This window comes from Bradyrhizobium ferriligni (assembly GCF_056837965.1).
Map to the genome: position 1 here is coordinate 46,399 of NZ_JBXEJO010000035.1, position 19,674 is coordinate 66,072.

At 58.4% G+C, this 19,674-nt stretch carries 11 protein-coding genes and 6 pseudogenes; 7 read left to right on the forward strand and 10 right to left on the reverse strand.

Translation table 11 applies throughout. The annotated features are described in order from the left end of the window. Positions 1–127 precede the first annotated feature (127 nt). Positions 128–2,209: an acyltransferase family protein gene (locus AC1VNY_RS21465; protein WP_179077629.1), complete on the reverse strand. Its 2,082-nt coding sequence runs from the start codon at positions 2,207–2,209 to the stop codon at positions 128–130. 3,196 nt (positions 2,210–5,405) lie between these two features. Between AC1VNY_RS21465 and tnpA (AC1VNY_RS21470) the strand changes: the two genes are divergently transcribed. The 4 genes and pseudogenes from tnpA (AC1VNY_RS21470) (at position 5,406) to AC1VNY_RS21485 (ending at position 8,190) form a co-directional block, all read left to right on the forward strand. Beyond that, positions 5,406–5,801, forward strand: coding sequence for an IS66-like element accessory protein TnpA (tnpA, locus tag AC1VNY_RS21470; RefSeq protein WP_482406675.1), 396 nt, complete (start codon positions 5,406–5,408; stop codon positions 5,799–5,801). Beyond that, complete coding sequence (gene tnpB, locus AC1VNY_RS21475; RefSeq protein WP_028344503.1) at positions 5,798–6,145, forward strand: IS66 family insertion sequence element accessory protein TnpB; 348 nt, start codon at positions 5,798–5,800, stop codon at positions 6,143–6,145. The genes tnpA (AC1VNY_RS21470) and tnpB (AC1VNY_RS21475) overlap by 4 nt, the downstream gene beginning before the upstream one ends. A gap of 70 nt (positions 6,146–6,215) precedes the next feature. Further along, positions 6,216–7,616 (forward strand): annotated as a pseudogene (tnpC, locus tag AC1VNY_RS21480) (IS66 family transposase); the annotation flags it as partial. Between the two features lie 136 nt (positions 7,617–7,752). Beyond that, entirely contained in the window at positions 7,753–8,190 is a 438-nt protein-coding gene (locus AC1VNY_RS21485; protein WP_482406676.1) for a hypothetical protein, read from the forward strand. Here the strand turns inward: AC1VNY_RS21485 and tnpC (AC1VNY_RS21490) are convergent, their stop codons facing one another. From tnpC (AC1VNY_RS21490) to AC1VNY_RS21515, 6 genes and pseudogenes are all read right to left on the reverse strand, one after another. After that, positions 8,191–9,774, reverse strand: a complete 1,584-nt coding sequence (tnpC, locus tag AC1VNY_RS21490) for an IS66 family transposase (RefSeq protein WP_482406695.1) — start codon at positions 9,772–9,774, stop codon at positions 8,191–8,193. 99 nt (positions 9,775–9,873) lie between these two features. Continuing rightward, positions 9,874–10,224: an IS66 family insertion sequence element accessory protein TnpB gene (gene tnpB / locus AC1VNY_RS21495; protein WP_482406677.1), complete on the reverse strand. Its 351-nt coding sequence runs from the start codon at positions 10,222–10,224 to the stop codon at positions 9,874–9,876. Beyond that, a complete protein-coding gene (gene tnpA, locus AC1VNY_RS21500; protein WP_370144276.1) occupies positions 10,221–10,673 on the reverse strand; it encodes an IS66-like element accessory protein TnpA in 453 nt (150 codons plus the stop codon). Before tnpA (AC1VNY_RS21500) ends, tnpB (AC1VNY_RS21495) begins: the two co-directional genes overlap by 4 nt. 544 nt (positions 10,674–11,217) lie before the next feature. Continuing rightward, positions 11,218–11,970 (reverse strand): enoyl-CoA hydratase/isomerase family protein, encoded by a 753-nt coding sequence (locus AC1VNY_RS21505; RefSeq protein ID WP_482406678.1) that lies wholly within the window; start codon positions 11,968–11,970, stop codon positions 11,218–11,220. A 361-nt stretch (positions 11,971–12,331) separates the two neighbouring features. Beyond that, a pseudogene (locus AC1VNY_RS21510) lies at positions 12,332–12,543 on the reverse strand (MFS transporter); the annotation flags it as partial. Between the two features lie 300 nt (positions 12,544–12,843). Beyond that, positions 12,844–12,996, reverse strand: a pseudogene (locus tag AC1VNY_RS21515) (transposase); the annotation flags it as partial. Positions 12,997–13,078: 82 nt separating this feature from the next. On the opposite strand from AC1VNY_RS21515, the pseudogene AC1VNY_RS21520 reads away from it, so the two are divergent. After that, positions 13,079–14,081: pseudogene (locus AC1VNY_RS21520) on the forward strand (IS110 family RNA-guided transposase). Positions 14,082–14,329: 248 nt separating this feature from the next. Continuing rightward, a pseudogene (locus AC1VNY_RS21525) lies at positions 14,330–14,580 on the forward strand (transposase); the annotation flags it as partial. A 109-nt stretch (positions 14,581–14,689) separates the two neighbouring features. Here the strand turns inward: AC1VNY_RS21525 and AC1VNY_RS21530 are convergent. The 3 genes and pseudogenes from AC1VNY_RS21530 to AC1VNY_RS21540 form a co-directional block, all read right to left on the reverse strand. Beyond that, positions 14,690–15,219 (reverse strand): annotated as a pseudogene (locus AC1VNY_RS21530) (aldehyde dehydrogenase family protein); the annotation flags it as partial. Between the two features lie 170 nt (positions 15,220–15,389). Further along, positions 15,390–16,805: a 2-oxoadipate dioxygenase/decarboxylase HglS gene (hglS, locus tag AC1VNY_RS21535; RefSeq protein ID WP_482406679.1), complete on the reverse strand. Its 1,416-nt coding sequence runs from the start codon at positions 16,803–16,805 to the stop codon at positions 15,390–15,392. Between the two features lie 739 nt (positions 16,806–17,544). Next, positions 17,545–18,297, reverse strand: coding sequence for a Crp/Fnr family transcriptional regulator (locus AC1VNY_RS21540; RefSeq protein WP_482406680.1), 753 nt, complete (start codon positions 18,295–18,297; stop codon positions 17,545–17,547). Positions 18,298–19,399: 1,102 nt separating this feature from the next. Between AC1VNY_RS21540 and AC1VNY_RS21545 the strand changes: the two genes are divergently transcribed. Next, positions 19,400–19,663, forward strand: coding sequence for a hypothetical protein (locus AC1VNY_RS21545; RefSeq protein WP_482406681.1), 264 nt, complete (start codon positions 19,400–19,402; stop codon positions 19,661–19,663). The last annotated feature ends 11 nt before the right edge of the window (positions 19,664–19,674 follow it).

Consider the following 19,674-nt stretch of genomic DNA (forward strand, 5'->3'; position numbering starts at 1 on the left):
CTAGGACGATTCTGAGGTTGTGGCCGCGGACATGTTGAAGTCTTCGCTGAGCAGCAGTCCAAGATTGGCTTTTCGAGCAGCGTTTCGCCGCGAACTTCCAGGCCAAAGGCCGTTGTTTTGTGACAAACTATCTTATGCCCGCATTGGTCGGTTCAGTATCGGCACGCGCTTGTTTGAGGTCGCTTAGCTTGCTTAGGAATTGCCGCCACATGCTCGCTGTGAAGGTCGCGGTCAAATGGTGAGTATCTTGGTAGATTATTGATCCGCTATTTTCGGCTGAGCAGAAGTTCTCGTCACAAACTTGATTAGAAAAGTCTAAGGTGGAAATTTCATGTTGATGTGAAGTCAGCATCTTTTCGTCAACAGGCATTCCGTTCAGTGCATCGTGTCGGTTTCTTCCGCAGAGTCCATAAGATTGAAGACAATCGACATAGGAAGGCAGCATTTTCGGATTATCCCGTATGAGCAATAAATGAGATCCCGTCTTCAAAAGAGTTGTCATCATTACGTCGGTTGCGCGAACCCACTCTTTCCTTGCTGCGGGTCTATCTAAAACTTCGCCTGTGTTTGGGTCTCGTAGCCAACCATAGTAATGCGAATAATTGGCCAGGATAATCAGGTCGGGCCTTAACTGGGATATCTCCTCTGTCACGGCCGCGCGCCATTTGCTGCAGGCCGCGTAGGGGATCTTTCCTGGTGGATACCACATCGAAGCATCCGCGGAGGGGCAGCTTGTCTTTGTGCGTACTAAAACCTTCCATTTCGCTTGGGTCGCGGCCTTAACGAGAGGGGCGAACCACTGCGCGGCGTGGCTGTCGCCAAAAAGCACGACCGTCTGCGACGCGCCGCTCTCGCCATATACGCATGGGGGTTGTGTAGTGCTGTCAAAGTCCAAGTGGCAGTGATCCGTGTAGTTCTGTCCGAAGTCATTCTGCGCTGCCGCGATGCTAGTCGTTCTTGCGCCGGATGGAGATATTCGCAAGGTGACATCTATGAGATTGCCAAGCGAGATGATGAGAGCCAACGTTGCGACCGCTGTAATTAGTCGCAGAGCGGGCAACGGCATGCTCTCCGATCGATGGATTGGTTCTTCGACGAATTTGTATGCAACGACCGCGAGAATTGTGAACGCCGCAATGGCAGTGGTCTTGGCAACCCAAGAATCTGGCCAACATTCAGTTGCAATAGCTAGTAGAGGCCAATGCCAGAGATAGAGGCTGTACGATCGATCGCCGATTTCCACCATCCGTTTGTTAGATAGGAACGACTTCAGGTAGGAGGGTGAGGCCGAGCCGATCAATATCAAGGCAGCCGCGGTGGTCGGTAATATAGACCAGATACCGGGATAGGAGACGTCGTCGTTTAGGAGGAAACAGCAAAGCAAAAATGCGAGGGCTCCCGCGTATCCAATCGCGCTCCTCAATCTTTCACTGACCTTTCCGAAATGAGAAAAGTGAACGCCGATAAGGCCGCCCAAGACGAGTTGCCAAATTCGGGTCTCGGTATGAAAGAAGGCGAAGGGGCTCCCGTGTTTCTCGATAGCGTACAGGCCGAATGCAAATGAACTGACGCAGATCAAAGCTAGGGTGAGGGTGAGCCTACGTCTTGACCATCGCAAGAGCGGCGTGGCCGCTGACAGTACAATGGGCAGAGCGATGTAGAATTGCTCCTCGATCGATAGCGACCAGAAGTGAAGTACCGGGCTTGGAAGGTCGTTAGCTCTAAAATAATCGAACGCATTATTCGCGAAATGGTAATTCGACCAGAAACCTGCCGCCGAGATGACGTCAGGATAGATCGTTCGATATCGATAGGAGGGCAGCAGGAGTGCGCTACTCAAAAGTACAAATATCAAGACGAGTGCAGCATTCGGAATAAGTCTCTTGGCGCGTCTCCCCCAAAAACCCAAGATGTCGATTCGGTGCGTCGCCAAAATCTCATCAATCAATGTGCGAACAATCAGTGCGCCGGAGATGACGAAGAACAGGTCCACCCCAATGAAACCACCGGGTAGCCATGCATTGCTGCTGTGATAGATGATGACTGCAAGGATCGCGAGCGCGCGAAGTCCTTGGATTTCTGGACGCCTAGTCGACTGCGATGGTTCTGTCTCGGGGAGCAAGGCTTTAGCATCTTTATTGAGTTCACGGCGACCATACGCGGGGGACCTGGCCTGAGCAAGCGATGCGCAGAACGTCTTCAGTCGCACGCAATTCGTTCCACTACATCCTTGTTTCAGATCAACCATAAGTAGATCGCGTCAAAGGGACCTATCCAGCTTGATGCTGGGTAGATAGTCCGAAACCACGGGGCCACTAATGTCCCCCATTTCATGGGCGCGAAATCACGCGTGCAGTACTCATTGACAATTGACACACAGACTCGCGCCGGCTGTGGAGCATGGTCGCCTCAGGCTTGTATTTTCTGGCACTCGGCGCAATCGCCTTGCTAAGAATTGGAAGATTGCGGTTGCCGTTGGTTTTGTGCTGAACGCTGACGATGCGCATCGGCAGATCGACAAGAAGGCCTACTAACGGCACGTGGCGACTCGGCCGGCTGAAGCCTAGACCAGAACGATGCAGCCGACGTGCTCGCCTCGGCAGCATCGGGGAAGGCCAGCGGAATGGAGCCCGAGCTTTCCGACCACAAGGAACACGTCACGGCCGAGTAATTGAGTACAGCTTCCGCGAAAGAAGTTACGGCTGCCATCGGTTGGGTGGGGATCGACTGACAGTTTTTTCATTCAGTTCGTCCGAGAGCCGGATTAAGCCGGCTCGTATAATCGAGAAATGGTGGGCCTAGTTGCGCGACATGAAAACGCTGGCGGGCGTTGTACCTGTGCTCGGCGCAACAGGGCAGGGGCTAATTGAATTCTTGATCGCAAATAAGCTGAATTATCGTCTCTCGTCGTCTGCGCGGGCCGTGGACAACAAACGCGGCAGCGGTGCCATTTGTGGCCGGGGTTGTGCAACCACTTGATGGCCTTCGTCGCTCGCTTCTTCCGCTCGCCAATGGCGGCGTCGGGCGACGAGGCCGACGAGCACAAATGCGGCTCCAACACCGATCATAATAGCGGGAACTAATCGCTCCCAATCCTGCATTAATGTTGTCAATGGTCACTACCTGCGTGATCCGCCGTCGGTTGCCATCGCTCCTTCCCGCACTTGGCCTCGATCAAATCGAACAGATCGTCCCCAGCAATGTTCATGAAATTTCGGCCAACCGCGCGGACAGCGACAGTTATCGATGTGGTATTTCCGACGTCAAAAGTCGTCGGGGCTCCGACATACCACGTGCCGTCCGATCGCTTCGAAAACGCCGAACAGTCGATCGTGTTAGGCTGGGCGGCAGCCGTAGTCACGAGGCCGATTGATCCGATAAAGGTACAAAGGATATTCTTCAACATGGGTGGACTCAAAATTGAGGGACAAAATTGGCATGTAGGTTTTATGCAATGGTGCCAGGGGCTTACAAGCCATGAAATCCCCGTAGAATTGCGGGGGCAACGGCGCGCTGCGTTCCGTGTGCGGACCGCCAGCCAAAACCCTCGACCACGTTGACGGAAGCAGTATAGCAACGCTCCTATTACGACCTTGCGCCAGGGGACGGACCAAGATGTTCGTTATTGTGCTAGTGCTAATCAGTGGTGTCTGTTTTTTTGCAGGTTGGCGGTTAGGTTATGCCAAAGGATACGAACGGGGACAGCATTCCGCTGCCTGCTTGTTCGCGAACAAGGCTATCCGATCGAGTATAGCCGGATAGTCTGCGAAGTGGGCGACTGTTATCATTCGACGGGCAGTAGGGGGGGCCGGCTTGGCCGGCCGGATGTGGGCCATTTCGGCAACCCATTTTCTCAGCAATCCATTTTCAGTGACTTGATTGGTGATGAGCAGAAATTCTAAAGACTGGACGCGCGAACAGTGTGAGCTGTTCTGGCATTGGTCAGGGAAGAGAACAGCGGAGTGAGTAATTGTAGCGGCGCTGAACAAAACTTTCCAGGATCTCGCTGCGCACCCAATGTCTGGTCGGCGATCATGTCGCATTCAGCAGCGAGGAGAGCGGTTATGGCGGCATCGTTAAACTCTTGCGAGAGGGCCACCACGCCAGTCCATTGATTGCGTTTCGACCAACATTGTTATGCAGCAGAACTAAATTCGTTGGCGGCAAGGACCAAGACGCGGCGAATGCTTCGTCGATCGCCGCATCCAGTTAAGAAAGGCCGCCGTCGACGATCGTCGGATCGACGGTAGCTGAATTCGTCATCTAGAGGTGTTAAGATACCGCATTACGCGCCAATTCGTCAGACGACGGATGTCTCCCTGAAGCGGTGAGCGGGCCAGTGTCAGGTTGGTGGGTCCGTGTGACGCCGACGATACAGCTTTATGCACGCAACGATGTTAACCGACCTTCATCTAAAGACGGAGGTGCGTCGTGCCGGACTTTGATGAATGGAACGGAGCCTATGGACGTGATTCGGTCGATAAAGCTCCACGTCTGCGCGATTATGACGACAAGTTCGACAGCGCTTTCTCGCAATCGCCGCAGAGGAAAGCAGTAATCTTGGATCGATATAATCCACCCTTTCCTCGACCGAATCGACCTAGGGATGAGCCTTAACGATGCCAGCAAAGAGACGGTAGCGCCCCACAGCGATCGCGCAGCACAATGCTGAGCTACCATTGCGGGTAGCTGCAACAGTGAAGGATGAGGCGAGGAGGGTCTCGCTTTGGGGCAGTCAGCGAGCCGCGGGGATGTATTCAATTGTTCCGGTATCAAGTTAGAGGAACCGGAACAGTATTGGCGTTTAGTACACTTGGGGAGGCATGTTGGTATGGACCGCTATCGACATCCTTGGCTGCGAAGATTCACGATCGTCTTTGCCATCCTATTTGGATGGCTAGCCGTCAGTGTTTTGTTTTATCAAGAGGGCCCAGACGACAGGTCCCTGATCACTTCGCTGTTGAGCGGCAAGTTATAGCTCATCAAATAAGGTTGCCGCGCTTAGTTATCTGGATGCCCAGCCTGGATCCTGGATCGAGATATCGTTCGCGCTGTCTTGGTGTCCTGGTCGACGCCAGAAATGCTTCAAGATTGTGCCGGGTAACTTATTCGCTAATTGATCAGGGAAGAACTTCTAGTAGTCTGAACAATCGCGGACTTTCTGCATGCAGAGTCCTCGCCACTACAAATGGTGGATGAAAACCAGCGACGATCTCGATCTACGGCAGATCCGCCGGCAAGGCCCCACGGTTGCCGCGGCGCTTGACAGCGCGCATTCTAAGCCTAACGGTTCGAACCGAATCGCAGACTCGTAGTTCGTACGCATCCGACGGGCGCCGTCTTGCGTGACGCGAGGTAATTCGCGAAGCGTGTAGCCTTAAGTCTAGCTTTAAGGTCATCAGGCGATGCGGGTCGAGGTTTTGGGCGGACTGGAGCGGCGGCGGCGCTGGTCGCAGGACGACAAGGCGCGGATTGTCGAGGAGACGTTGGTGCCGGGCGCGAAGGTGACTGAGGTTGCGCGCCGCAATGGAGTCGCAGCCAGCCTGGTGTTTACCTGGCGTCGACAAGCACGGACATCAGAGCAGGTTGTACCATCTTTTGCGCCGGTGCAGATCGTCGCTACGGAGGTGGAGGAAGCTCCGAAGCTTTTGCCTGTGGGTGACGGCCGGGTGCGCTCCGTAGCGTCCGCGCGTACTGGATTGATCGAGATTGATCTTGGCAACCGGCGACGCATCCGGGTGGATGCGCACGTCGACCCGGAGGCGCTGGCGCGGGTCCTCGAGGTGCTTGAGCGCCGATGATCGCCATACCGGGTAATGTGCGGGTGTGGCTTGCGACCGGCCATACCGATATGCGCCGAGGCTTCCCGAGCCTTGCGCGTCTGGTTCAGGAGAGCTTGAAGCGGGATCCGCACGCTGGTGATCTTTACGTTTTTAGGGGCCGCCGCGGCGACCTGATCAAGATCATTTGGCATGATGGCCAGGGCGCATGTCTGTTCACGAAGCGGTTGGAGCGCGGCCGCTTTTTGTGGCCATCGCTGGCGGACGGCGTTGTGACGATCAGCGTTGCGCAACTATCCTATCTCCTGTCCGGAATTGACTGGCGGATGCCGCAGGCAACCTGGCGTCCGCAGGCTTCCGGTTAAGCTGTGGCTTATTGACTCACGAGGGAGATCGGTCGCGAATTTTGGCGGCGAATATGATTGAGTTGCCCTCGTGACAACGCCTTCCGATCCGCTTCCCGCCGACCTTGCCGCTGCGCACGCAATGATCCTTGCGCAGCGCGAACAACTGGCGCTGGCGAAGAGCGAAGTGACCGTCGGTCGACTGGAAATCGAGCGGCTGAAGCTGATGCTGGCCAAGGCACGGCGCGAACAGTTCGGGCAATCCTCCGAACGCGGCAAGCTGCTGGTCGAACAGCTCGAGCTTGCCATCGAGGATCTCGAAGAGACGCAGGCCGAACAGGAAACCAAGGCCGAACTCGCCGCGCCAGGGGCCGCCAAGGAGAAGTGCGCGCAAAATCCACGGCCGCCGCGACGTCCGTTGCCGGACAATCTGCCGGTCGAGCGCGTCGTCGAACCCGCGCCTTGCGCATGTGGTAAGTGCGGCAGCCAGCGGCTGCACAAGCTCGGCGAGGTGGTCTCGAAGACCCTGGAATGCGAGCCGCGGCGCTGGAAGATTATCGAGCATGTCCGCGAAAAGTTCTCCTGCCGGGATTGCGAGGCGATCACAGAAGCGCCGGCACCCTCCCATCCGATCCCACGAGGCTTTGCCGGGCCGAACCTGCTGGCGACGGTGCTGGTCAACAAGTTCCTGCTGCATCAGCCATTGAACCGGCAGAGCAAGACGTATGCCCGCGAAGGGGTCGAGATAGATGTCTCGACCCTGGCGGATCGGGTCGGCGCCTGCGTGGTGGCGCTCGATCCCATTATTGAGGCGATCCGGATCCATATCATGAGCGCGGAACGCATCCACGCCGACGATACGACGGTGCCGGTGCTGGCCAAGCTTAAGACGGTTACCGGCCGGATCTGGACCTATGTTCGTGATGACCGGCCGTTTGGCGGCACGGATCCGCCGGCGGCCCTGTTCTGCTACTCACGCAACCGGGCTGGAGAACATCCGCAAAGCCATCTTGCCGGCTATGTGGGCGTCATGCAGGCCGATGCCTTCGATGGATATAACCAGCTCTACAAGGCCCAAAGGAAGCCAGCTCCGATCCTTGAAGCGGCCTGTTGGAGCCACGGTCGCAGAAAGTTCTTCGACCTGGCGAAATCTGGAGAGGCGCCGATTGCCAGCGAGGCCGTGCGACGCATCGATATCCTGTTCGAGATCGAGCGCACCATCAACGGCAAAACGCCGGAACAGCGGCTTGCGGCACGTCGTGATAAGTCGAGGTCGATCGTCGCCGATCTCGAAATCTGGATGCGCCAGCAGCGAACCTTGCTCTCATCAGGCAACGATACTGCAAAGGCGATCAACTACCTGCTCAACCGCTGGGCGGCGTTCACCCGCTTCCTGGACGATGGCCGCATCTGCCTCTCGAACAACGCTGCCGAACGAGCGCTACGCGGTGTGGCTGTCGGAAGACGAAATTGGACCTTCGCCGGTTCAGAGTGAGCGTCACGAGAGGAGCACTGGTGCCCGGGCTTGACTTGCGCGGAATGCTCTGGATAGCCCGGTCGGGATGATTGACGCTGCCGGCGCGCGGTGATGGGGTGATCCCGGTTTGGAGCGGGTAACGGGGATCAGAATGACCAGCGAGTCGCAGCTGCGCGAGAAGCTTCGGAAGATCGAGGCGTTGTTCGCGGGTGCAGGAACTGCTGGTGAGCGCTTGGCAGCGGAAGCCGCGCTGCAGCGGGTGCGTGCCCGGGTCGAGGAGCTCGCTCGCCACGATCCACCGATCGAGCAACAATTATCACTTCCTGACCAATGGTCGCGGCAGCTGTTTCTGGCACTTTGCCGCCGATACGGGCTGCGGCCGTTTCGTTACCGCCGCCAGCGACGCAACACGGTGATGATCGGCGCGTCACGGGGCTTCGTTGACAAGGTTCTGCTGCCGGAGTTCACCGAGCTGGAGAGGGCGCTGCAAGTCTATCTGCACGAGGTGACGCTGCGCGTGATCCGCGAAGAGATTTATGACGACACCAGCGACGCGCAGGAAGTTCCCGACGCCCTCCCGTCAAATTGATCAGGCAGCGAGCTTTGTCTCCAGAGCATCGCGCTCGGCCTTCCATGTCCACGGCAGCAATGTGTGCAGCTGATTGATCTTGGTGCGTCCGGAGACGATGCGCTCGAGAACGTCGGTCAGATAATGCCGTGGGTCGATATCTTGCAGCTTTGCCGAGTTGATGAGCGACGCGAGAATGGCCCATGTCTCGGCGCCGCCTTCGCTGCCCGCGAACAAATGGTTCTTCTTTCCAAGCCCTATCGGCTTGATGGTGCGCTCGACCGTATTGTTGTCTATTTCAATGCGTCCGTCATCGATGAAGCGCGTCAGGCCTTCCCAATGGTTTAGGGTGTAGCGGATGGCCTTGCCAAGGCCAGACTTCTTCGAGACTTCCAGCAGCCGCGCCTCGAGCCAGGGCTTGAAGTCCTCGATCAGCGGTCTGGTGTCAGTTTGCCGAACCGCAGCCCGCTGCGCCGCCGGCAGACCACGGATGCGGTCTTCGACGGCATAGAACATCGCAATCCGTTGCAGCGCTTCCGCGGCAATCGGCGACTTCGTCGCGACGTGAACGTCCCAGAACTTCCGCCGCGCATGCGCAAAGCAGAATGCCAGTTGCACCAGATGGCCGCCGTTCCTGATCAGACCCTTGTAGGCGGCATAGCCGTCAACCTGCAGAATGCCCCGGTAGTCTCCGAACAGCTGTTTGGCGCGGATCGCCTTGCGATCCTCGGCGAACACGTAGACCACCGCCGGCGGTGCCGGGCCGCCCCACGGCCGGTCATCGGTGGCGATCGCCCAGAACTGGCAGATCCTGGTCCTGCCACGGCCGGGATCAAGAACCGGCAGCGGTGTCTCATCGGCAAACAGCCGCGGGAAGGAGATCACCGTGTCGCGCAACAGCGCGTGAAGCGGCCTCAGCCACCAGGCGACGCGGCCCATCCACGAAGCCAGCGTCTGACGGTCGAGCGCGATGCCCTGCGCGGCAAACATCTGTTCCTGGCGATATAACGGCAGCTGGTAACCGTATTTCATCACCGCGATGTGAGCCAGCAAGGCTTCCGTCACCATCCCGCCCTCGACCGCCTGGGCCGGCGCGGCCGCCTGCAGCACACCCTGGCGGCACCCCCGGCAGCCATAGCGTGGGCGCATGATGCGCTTGACCCGGTACTGCATCGGAACGACATCGAAGGCTTCCTTGACGGTCTCCCCGATCCTGTGCAGCCGTTCGCCACAACAAGGACAGATGTCAGTCTCGACGTCGATCACGACATCAATGCGCGGCAGATGCTCCGGAAGCCTTCCCCGGTTGCGTCGCGCCGGTTGCTTTCCACGAGCCTCGGATCTGTCGGGCAGCTTGGCCCCGGGCGCATCATCATTGCCGGCCGCAGAAGCCGCCTGCGCCGCAATGGTGAAGAGAGACTGCTGTCCGGAATCCAGTGTCTCGGAGCGGGGACCGAAGATCGTGCGCTTGTACTGCGACAGGATCACCAGGAGCTTGTCGTTCTCCTGGATCGCAGCATCGCGCTGGGCGATCGCCGCATCACGTTCGGTCGCCAGCGTGCTACATTCCGCCGACAACACCGCAAGCCGTGACGACAACGCCATCACGGTTTGCTGGAGCAATGCTGGATCAGAAGGCAAATCAATCATGCAGCGTGTTTCTACTACAGCTCTGCATGAATGACGAACTACTCTTGACGATGATCAACCAGCTCGTGTTGGTTGATCAACAACCCGCATCGGCACACGCTTCCAATCCGAACCGTCAAGCAGTACCGAGAGCTGAGCATGAGATAGCGGCATGACGCCTTCCTTGATCGGCGGCCAGGTGAACTGCCCCTCGATTCTCTTGTAGTAAAGGACAAGGCCGCTTCCGTCCCAGGTCAGAATCTTCACGCGATCTCGGCGCTTGGAGCGAAACACCCACAGCCCGCCGTCGAACGGATCGGCTCCAAACGCCTCGCTCACCAGCAGCGCCAGCGAGTCCATGCCGCGACGGAAATCGACCGGCTGCGTCGCGATCCAGATCGACAACCCAGGTCGGATCCCGATCATCGGCCAACCGTCCCGACTGCCGCCAGCACCTCGCAGAGTGCCCGCCGGTCGACCGTTCCCACGACACGGATGCGAACCGCGCCGACCTCGATCTCAATCGCCCCCTGCTCCTCGCATACCGGCAATTTGCCGCCGCAGCCAGTAATCGTGACCGGCACAAAGCCTGGTGCCACGCCTCCATCCCTGCGCGCCGCGACCTTTGCCCGCGTTGCCTGACGACGCCAAAGAAATAACAGGCCCGGGCTGATGTCGTACCGCCGCGCTACCCCGGAAGCGCTTGCACCCGGCGCGAAACTCTCCGCAACAATCGCCGCTTTCGCATCCGTCGACCAGCGCCGTCGGCGGCCAGTCCCCGTGATGATCTCGATGCGCTGCAACGTGTTAGAGCCGTCCTCAAGGATAGCCGTATGCCTATCCTTATCGCCATCCTTACAACTATCCTTTGACATGGTGACCTCGTGAAAAACCAATCCACGAGATCTTCCTAGCCGACCAGATCAGCCCTCAGGGCGTGGTCACCGGATGACGCTCACAGTTGAGCTTTTGTCACCCGCTTTCGTTCGATCGAGCGTCGATGAACACTCGCGGCGGCGACTCGGCAAGAAATAGCTCGTCACACGATCCAGAAGAGTCTGTCCGTCGCGCGCAGGACTGGCGCTATCGGTCCGAAGGACTGGAGCGTGTGGTGGTCGAACTGTATCCATTCGGCGTAGGCCGCAGGGTTACCGCCTGAGCAGTCCAAGGTTCATCGGCCGCGTCATGGCCGAATACAGCATGGACGAAACTATCTCAAGGGACGCGCCTCGGCGACGTATCAACGTCGTCCTTGCCGCTGCCAGCTACAACTGCGGCCTACTCGTGCGATGGCTAGCGGAGCTTTTTCGCGTCATCCGCACCCTCGTCGAAAGCGTACCGGCTCAAACATCGCGTGAGCCGGGCGTCGCACCGGTTCTTCGCGGAAGACTCGATAGTCGAGCAGGAGCATTTCCTCCATCATCGTCGTAAAACTCGTGCAAAATGGTTCTGTGCAGAGTTGCTCAGGAACCCTTCTACGAGAACCTTTTTCGCAATCGGCGCCAGCGCTCGCAGCCCCGCAATGAAGGAACGGTTCACAGATTCCTTCGTTCGCCGATAAGGGACTTCCGGGTATGCCCCAGCGACGGCTGCTCGCGAAATAGCCGTCTCGACGACATCATTCGCCTCGGCAACTTCATTGAAAATCATTTGTCGAACGGCCCATCCAATGGGCGCAACCTCGCAGCCGAAGATAATATCCGACGTGGCCGCCCGCCCAAGCGATTTCTCGAGCATGTAGGCACCGATTGGGCAAGCGATGCCTTTCTTCAGTTCAAAGCTGAGCGCCTTCGTTGTTGGCGTTGCCACGCGCCAATCGCAGCAAAGCGCGATTTGAAGTCCCCCCCCAAGGGCATATCCGTCAATGCCCGCGACGGTCGGCTTTGTTACGCTTAGTATCGCAACAAATAGCTGTATTGTGTGATCTACGAGCGCCTCAACATCGGCCACCGTTCTAATTTCGCTTTCTTCATTGAGATCGCCACCAACGGAGAAGGAGCGGTGCGCCCCGCCAGTAAGGACCATAGCCTTTACGTCAGGTTCGTCCTGAGCCAATCGACAAGTCTCGACGATGGCTCGCTCGAGCTCTCCGTTGATCGGATTTAGCGGGTTTTCGCGATTGAACTGCGCCACAAGCACGGCGCCCCTCGAGTAGACCTGTAATGCTCTCATGCACATCTCCCGTGAGCTGTGGGAAGTGATCCTGTCACCTACCAGACGGTTTGCGCGCACCCTCCGTAGCCGACCACTTCGAATATTATCAGTTCAAGATGTCGAGACACAAGATAGAATTCTAATCCAAGGTGTTTTTTTCTCTTATCATAGGTGTCGGCTTCTCTCCGGCAAATGGTCCCGATCCGCCGAAAGCGAACCAGTATCAAGCGATCCGTTGCAGGCGCGGCCCCATATGGGTTTTGCGTGCCAGCGGCCTTCTTCGGAGCGGGAGGATGCGCTCATGTCACAGCTAAGGAACAGCCAAGTATCGGACGAGCCTGACGGTCGATGGCCGATCGCGCTTACGAAGGCGATGGCGAGCGACCAGCATCACGATGCGCCTGTCATACAGGTCGGCAATCGCGCCAGCGGGCATCGAGATCAGCATGACAGGCAGATCAACGCGATCTGCACCAGCGAGATTTTGTCAGCGGAGGACGCCATTTGCGTCATCGCCCAATCGGCGCGCACGCCCTGAACGAGGATGCCCAGATTGGAGAGCGGACTCGCGACTGCGGCAGAAGGTAGCATGCCTCTGCGGCGCGGAGATGCTGTCGGGCTGACCGTCTTGGGCTTGGGCGAATCCATCATATCTTCGCTGGTATGATTTTGCGACACGACTGCCGCCCCGTGCACAAGGCGGCCGAACACAGCAGATTGTTGGTACTCGGGATTAGTTTTTGGTCCTGTGATCATAGCTTGTTCTTAAGCAAGTGAGCACCCGCAGCGGGCGAGTGCTGTTTCAGCGGAGAAGCGCTGGTCCTTCGAGGATGCCAAGCGGTGTTTGATGCAGCTTCGGGCGCCTCTAAGGGTTCAGACCCAATTGATCCATTAGGCGACGATGGCCGCGAGGTGGACGGCAGCCAAGAAGTTTCTGGCGAGTTTGTCGTAACGAGTTGCGACACGCCTGAAATCATTGAGCCGGCAGAAGCAACGCTCGATGACATTGCGCCCTTTGTAGGCGCGAGCGGCCGATCGCCTGTTCATGCTTCCCCTTTATGGGTGGCCCGCCCCTCCCGCCGGCGTCTAGTAGGATGTTGGTGTTCAGAAATGGAAGGAACGGACCATGAGCATAGTGGTCCTTGCCATCGACCTGGGCAAGAACAGCTGCAGCGTCGTTGGACTGGACGAACGCGGAACGATCGTTGTGCGGCGGCGGATGCATCGCGACAGTGTAATTGCGTTCGCCGCAAAGCTGGCGCCCTGCACGATGGCGATGGAAGCATGCTGCGGCGCCCATCATATGGGCCGATCGCTGGTGGCGCTGGGCACGAGGTCCGGCTGATGTCACCGGAGTACGTGGGCCCTTACGTCAAGGCCCAGAAGAGCGACGACCGCGATGCCGAGGCTATCGCCGAAGCGGCGACCCGATCCACCATGCGCTTCGTTGAACTCAAGAGCGAGCAGCAGCTTGATGTTCAGACGCAGCATCGAGTGCGCGACCGTCTGGTCGGCGAACGCACGTCGTTGACGAATCAGATCAGGAGCCTTCTGCTAGAGCGTGGGCTCATCGTGGCGCAGGGCCACGCTCGACTATGCCTCCTGCTCGGCAAACTGCTGGATTGCGGCTCCTCACGTTGAGCTCGCGCATGACGTTCCTGCTCGGGGATATGCGCGCACGCTGGCAGGAATTGGACCGCCGTATCGCCGCCTTTGACGCTGAGTTCTCAGCCATGGCCCGGACCGACAAGTAGGTTCATCGGCTGACAGGCATTCCTGGCATTGGCGCACTGAACGCTACCGCGCTGGTGGCCGCGGTCGGCAACGCGGCGACGCTCGACAAGGGACGCGACCTCGCCGCTTGGTTGGGTCTCATGCCCCGTCAGGCTACAACCGGAGGAAGGCCGACGCTCTTGGGGATCACAAAGCGAGGAAGCAGGTATCTTCGCAAGATGCTGATCCAGGGGGCACGATCCGCCATGCCATCGCTGGTCAGGAGAGACCCGGCGACCGGAGTCTGGCTGCGTGCGCTTCTCGCTCGCGCCCATCCCAACGTCGCCGTCGTCGCCTTGGCCGCGAAGATGGCGCGAACCGTCTGGGCGCTGCTCCACCATGAACGGACTTATTAGGCCGTGTCGATAACGGCTTAACGAACAAGCGCCGGCGGATACTTCGTCGGACGCCACGCACTGCGAGTGGTGAAAGAAAGATGGCCTGACAGGCGATCGGCGTTCCGGAAACCTCTGGCGAAAAATGGCCTTCGAGGCCGGCCCCTTTATGAGGATCGGGACCCGCGGGTCTCCATCTTGGCAGCGGCCAAAGCACCGACATGCCGGATACGTTTGTGCGGACTGTTCAAATCATCCAAACGAACCAGACTGGCCCGGCGCGCGATGACGATCGACGCATTATCAGCGGGATCGTTCACATGCTTCAATGCGGCGCACGCTGGCGCGATTGCCGTCCGACTATGGTCCGTACACAACGATTTATAATCGTTTCGATCGCTGGGCCAAGCGTGGACATTGGCAGGCGATCTTTGAAGCGCTCGCCCGTTGCAGCAAGGACAGCGTGACTTTGTCCATCGACTTCACCTCGATCAAGGCGCATCGCTCGGCAAGCGGCGGAATCGTATGGCCCGCCCCGCTGATGCGGCTCTAGCCGAGCCCACTGCTCGTCATTGAGCCAGAGTTCTTTGCGCATCGCCGCCGCATGCCGAATCAACTCGGTGCATAGGAATCAGAGTTCGCGGCGTCTTCTCCGATGGCTTCCGGACGATGCTGTTGCCACATACGAGCGCCAGCGCTGCATTCCATGCCCACACTGCGACGGGAAATTGAAAGCGGAGATAAATCCGGTGACGCCGAGCGGATGCCAGCTCTCCATCATCCGGTGCTCAGCCGTTCGGTCGCGATGGTCAGGCCGTAGAGTTGGCGGAAAAGTCCGACCGCAAAATCGCAGATGTCGATCGTCTCCTGGACCTCGCCAAGCTCTTCCGAGACGATCGTGCCAGTCTCAATCGAGATGAATCGGCCCAAGGCGGCCTTGTTGGCGCGCAGCTCTCGCCGAGCAGCCGAACAAGCTCGCCGCGCTTTGGGGCCCGCACCGTCTCCACGCACGAAAAGCCAGATGCGCGGCTTCGATGGCGGCGACCGAGTCGCCCGCGCTTGTTTCCGAAACCCGTGCGATGGTTTTGCTGGTGATGGGTGTATGGACCGTGAGTGCTCCGCCCCTGTAGCGCGCTTGGCTCACGCTAAGGTCAGCCAGCGATCTATCGACTCCGCCGGCAAGATCGAGTGCGGATGTGCGCTTGTGCCCTCGTTGTAACGGACATGGGAACTCTCCGAGAATCGACTATTGAGTTTAGACGGCTGCAGGCGCTGTCATGGGCCAAATCGTGGAGATCGTGAATCAGCGTGAGGCGGCGCAAGGATTAATCATGGTGTCCCGCAACCGAAGGCGATCTGGGGAGCGCCAAGCTGCTTCAGCGCGCGCTCCATCGACGCCCTCTCCGCTTGCGCGTAAAGCTCCAATTCATCGTGAACGCTGGCACCGAGCGCCTCTTCGAACTGCTCGCGGCTGCATTGGGCGGTATAGTTCTTCTGCTCGTCAGCGCCGAGGTTTGACTGGAATATCCCGGCTGCACTGACCGGCAGGAAATCCTCGTACACGATCGGATCAAATCGGAGGGCGCCGCGTAAGATGAGTTCATCCACGCTCGAGGGCAGCGTCCCATGCTGGCTTGACGCGAGTCCGGCCGGCGATGCCGTATAGCGGAAGGAGGCGAGTCCCTTGGAACGCAGTTCGGCCCAGCTGTCTGGAAAGGCGCCAAAACTCTCCAGAAGCTCTGCCTCGTAACTGCCGGCCTTTGAGGCGGCGTCGTCATCCACATCGCGCCGGACGTTGGCGAGCAGTTCGTCATACAGGCTGCGCCCCTTCGCCGTGAGCGCGACGCCGCGTTGCTCGATCTCGCCAAAGCGTGCGGTATGCGTCCCCAACGCTGCTTCACCTGCGCTTTCCCTGAAGGCAATGGACTCTTCCAACGCCTTGAAGCTGGTCTGCCGCAGAAGAATTGGACAGTTGCGGCGCGGCGGCCCCTCGATCACCGCCTTTTGTGCAATGCCACGTCGCGGCATGTCGGCTTGCACGGCATCGATATCCAGAGTGCGCGGCGTGAGATGATTAATATGGGGGCCCTTAAAGCAAACGATATCGGCAATCAACCGGTGGGCTCGGAGCAGCTTTTGATAGGTGGGAAGGTCGACGGTCGCATCCCTGTGCCAGCGGAAGGTTTCGAGCGCTTCGCTAACGAACTCCCGCGCCTGGGAACTCGTCAGCCTGCCCTCGGCTTCAAACACTGCAACCAGTTCAAGAACACGCGGCGTGAAGATCCGGCGACCGGCCAGGATCGTCGCAGCCTCTGCGCGCAGCGCGGAATCCTCGATCAGATCGAGGCGGAGCAGGGACGTGAAGACGCGGAACGGATTGTGCCGAAGAGCTTCCTGCGTGATCGGGCGAAAGGCGGTTGAATGAACCGGGACACCGGCCACCGACAGATCATAATAGCCGACGGGATGCATGCCCATGACCGCGAAGACGCGCCGGATGTCAAACAACTCTCGCGCCGTTCCGAGCCGGATGGCACCGTGACGTTCAACGCCAAGTCTCTCGATTTCGCCGCTCTGTTCGAGTCTGGCACGAAGGTAAGGGTCGACCCGCAAAGTCTCGGCGTTGATATCCGCGACAAGCTCCAGGAGCGTCCCGTATTGTGGGACCTCCGCGCGATACATGTCGGACATGGCACGGGAGAACAGATTCCGAATGTCATCGGGTTCGGCGTGCCGCGCGGTCATGAGATAGCTCCGTTGTTGAGTCCCCGGCGGACGCAGGAGGCTTAAGCGGACCACACCAATTAGGTATGCTTAGCCAGAGATTAGTCTTGTATTTTCATGGCAATCAAACGATCTGTCCTCAGCAGGTCATTCTTGTTCGGAATGAATATGCGCACACCCGGCCGATTGCTTCCGTCGACCGCGCTGCTGGATTTCGAGGCTGCGGCCAGGACAAGCAGCGTTGCGCTCCGCGCCCAGAGAGCTCGGCCTCACCCAGAGCGCAGTCATTCGCGCGCGCGATCCTGCCGGCACGTCAAGCCGCTTGAGGGGCCGCTGAGGTCGAGCTCTTTGCACTGAACGTCAGTCCCATACGCCTGACCGGTGAAACCTATGCGCGCGAATCCGCGAGGCGCTGCGTAGGATCAGCGCGGCTCCTTCAATCTTCACGCCAAACCCAGGGGGCACATTTAATCCTGCGATCTGCCAACCTTCGTCACGCGCTGGCTCGCGCCATCCCAAGCTTCCTTCGCAGAACCCGCTTGCATCAGGCGCTTCTTAGGTGTGCGCTCCCCCCGCTATGAACGCAAGTTTCGTGCAGCGGTTGATATTCGCCGTTGAGAAGATGCTGAATCCAACTATTTGGAAGCAACGTTCGCGCGGGGTGAGGCAGGCCGCGCAAGCGAACAAGTCGCCTGCAACGCACGTTGTCGCATACGTCGACGAACGTGAACACGACGGATTGGATTGGAACGCGCGCTTCCTAAGCCGCCGGCTCTCTTGTTGACGTCACGATCTCGGAGCAGCCGTAAGCGGCTGAAATGACCTTGTAGCAACCGCATGCCCTTTGCTCAAGGCACTTACGTTCGTCGACCTGCAAGACCCCGCGCATTTTTCGGATCAATTTCTGTTCTTCGAATCGGATTAGCGTCTCCGTGACGCCAGCCCGACGCAATCCCAAGACGGACGACAGATAGTCGTGAGTTACGGGAAGAACATGAGCGTTAAGAGCATCGCTTGCCAAACAGAGCCAGCTTGCGAGGCGCTTTTCGCGTTCGTGTCGCACTCCACACAGCCCTGTCTGAGCACAATGCAAGGTCAGCGCCTGAACGTACCGAGAAAGATGTTCTCGGATCGCAGGGCGCTCGTCCATCAATCGACGCAGATCCGCAACGCGGATCCTGCGTGCGGCCCCGGGAACGACCACGACAGATTGATGGGTCCAAAGATGCGCACCCGAAAGGAGCAACGCACCGACCGCCCCCCGATGTCCTATCACTGCCGTCTCGAGAACGCTTCCGGCCGCAGCAATTCTTAGCGAGACGAGGCCCGAATCTAAGAAATAGATGTAATCAAGCTGCCGTTTCGGCTCTTGCAGCACCACACGCTCTTTCAGGAGCAACGGTTCCAGAAACTCTCCTATCGCCGCGAGATCCTGCAGGGAAAGCCCCGCCAGAATGGCATTCTTGACAAAGAACGGTGTGTTAGAACGCACGATATCGGGCCGATACGGCATTGGCTGCCTCACCCAGTTGACTACAGAACTCCGACGATTGATCATGCGCCCCGCGCCCGTCAATCGTGAAGCAAAGGTCCAGATAGTCCCCTTGCGTACCCGATCTCTCGGACTGCCAATAGGCATCATCGAATGTATGCAGTTTGGAGGACTTCACGGGACGCCCTGCCAATGTACTTAGGCTCAACTTGACCTCCGTGCGTGTTTGCTTAGGCTTGGTACGCTTCGTCAGGCAAACCGACACGCCGACCAACTAATCTGGAAATTTCAGGACAATCAAATAATGATTATTCAATAGATCATTCCGGCAGAGAATGTTGTTTCTCCTGGCAAGCTCATTCCGCTTCATCGCAACCTGAGAGGCGCGCGGCCACCGCCATCCGCTACGGACGTGGGAGGTCGAGCAGCGGTGGAAACACCATCCGTGCCCGCGACCGTCGGCGCTCTTGATACGAATCAGCGTTCGTTCGCGGTCGATCGAACTTACTTAGACTCCTCTGCCGTCCTAATAGCTCTGTCGCATCGCGTATAATGCAGTGGGCCTGCGGTACCAGACGACTCCATCCTGCACTTGCTTCTCGATCTCATCGATACCAATCACGTAGTTAAGGTCACCACGGATTCGCCCGTCGCGAGCCCTAACTGCTAGGGGTTGGCCTCCGACACCTGGCCGCGGAACAATGCGGTGAATACGCCGATCACACGGCGCGGCTACTCAAGGAGAACTCGGTCGATCCGCGCTCGCGCAGGGCCTTCCGTTGAATCCGCTCTTGGGACCGTCCTTCCAAAGGGGACATTAATCCACGGAAGTGCAGACCGCCTGCGTACCCATCCAAAAAGCCGTCCTTGCCACAGCGATAGCGATCTCCTCCATGATGATGACGTGCATAGGCCCGGGCGGCGACTTCCCCACTCAAGTCGCGACACTCGCAATCAGCGGCACTTCATACGGGAGAGGTCCAAGGTTCGATCCCTTGTGCGCCCCATTTGGCCTTCATTATCATCGATGTAATGAATAGATTCCCGAGAGACGTGCCCCAGAAAAGTTGGGGCACAGCAGCGGCATCTCAGTTCCGCACGGTCGACGACCGGCGAATCTATTTTGAACAACCCGATAGCGGCGGGGCAAATCGAAATGCCTAGGGATTTGCGAGAGCTGATAACGGCGTCATTCGACGCTGCTGCGGCCGATGCCTGGAGCAAGTTCAAGGTCGGTGAAGTCGATAAGCTCGCGCTCCTCGAGGCTCAAAGAACTCAAGGTCTTTCCCGACCGGATGCCGGGCCAGTGCAGCTAAAGATGAGGGCGTTGTGTTCACCGGCGCTGGAGAAGCTCGGTTCGCGGCGCGGCTATGCCCGCTTCATTTAACTTGGTGAGAT

What these genes read in the sequence shown, in the direction of transcription:
- tnpA (WP_482406675.1), top strand. Translation starts at nt 5,406, where the DNA reads ATGCGGGTCGAGGTTTTGGGCGGACTGGAGCGGCGGCGGCGCTGGTCG.
- tnpB (WP_028344503.1), top strand. Translation starts at nt 5,798, where the DNA reads ATGATCGCCATACCGGGTAATGTGCGGGTGTGGCTTGCGACCGGCCAT.
- AC1VNY_RS21485 (WP_482406676.1), top strand. Translation starts at nt 7,753, where the DNA reads ATGACCAGCGAGTCGCAGCTGCGCGAGAAGCTTCGGAAGATCGAGGCG.
- tnpC (WP_482406695.1), bottom strand. Translation starts at nt 9,774, where the DNA reads ATGGCGTTGTCGTCACGGCTTGCGGTGTTGTCGGCGGAATGTAGCACG.
- tnpB (WP_482406677.1), bottom strand. Translation starts at nt 10,224, where the DNA reads ATGATCGGGATCCGACCTGGGTTGTCGATCTGGATCGCGACGCAGCCG.
- tnpA (WP_370144276.1), bottom strand. Translation starts at nt 10,673, where the DNA reads ATGTCAAAGGATAGTTGTAAGGATGGCGATAAGGATAGGCATACGGCT.
- AC1VNY_RS21505 (WP_482406678.1), bottom strand. Translation starts at nt 11,970, where the DNA reads ATGAGAGCATTACAGGTCTACTCGAGGGGCGCCGTGCTTGTGGCGCAG.
- hglS (WP_482406679.1), bottom strand. Translation starts at nt 16,805, where the DNA reads ATGACCGCGCGGCACGCCGAACCCGATGACATTCGGAATCTGTTCTCC.
- AC1VNY_RS21540 (WP_482406680.1), bottom strand. Translation starts at nt 18,297, where the DNA reads ATGCCGTATCGGCCCGATATCGTGCGTTCTAACACACCGTTCTTTGTC.